General features: G+C 63.7%; 1 pseudogene. It reads left to right on the forward strand.

The features are described 5' to 3' along the window. Positions 1-240, forward strand: a pseudogene (locus tag AC3A35_RS27880) (acetoacetate--CoA ligase); the annotation flags it as partial. Positions 241-513 lie beyond the last annotated feature (273 nt).

The raw sequence follows: 513 nt of genomic DNA on the forward strand, positions 1-513 counted from the left end.
CTGACCCTGGACGAGGAACTGGTCGGCCGCATCAAACACACCATCCGCGCCAACACCACCCCGCGTCACGTGCCGGCCAAGGTGCTGCAGGTGGCGGACATCCCGCGTACCAAGAGCGGCAAGATCGTCGAACTGGCGGTGCGCAATGTGGTGCACGGCCGAGCGGTGAAGAACCAGGAGGCGCTGGCCAATCCGGAAGCGCTCGAGCTGTTCCGCAACCGGATCGAGCTGAGCGAGTAACACGCGAAAACAACAATCGGGGACGGAGCCCTGCTCCGCCCCGGGGCTCGAAGCCCCTGAAACCCCAAGACCCCACTACAAGATCCGACAAGGATCGATCCAATGGAGCGAGACAGGCATGACTGCAATAACGAATGAACTCCACGCGCCCCCGGGCAGCTTGATCGCCAGGCTCATCCCGCTGGCCTGTACCTTCCTGGCCATCCTCGGCGGCGTGTTTTTCCTCGCCGAAGCGCTGATGTCGGTGACCAGCGTGATCGGCCGCGCGCTGTT

The sequence above is a fragment of the Azoarcus sp. Soil_N_20 genome, assembly GCF_057656155.1.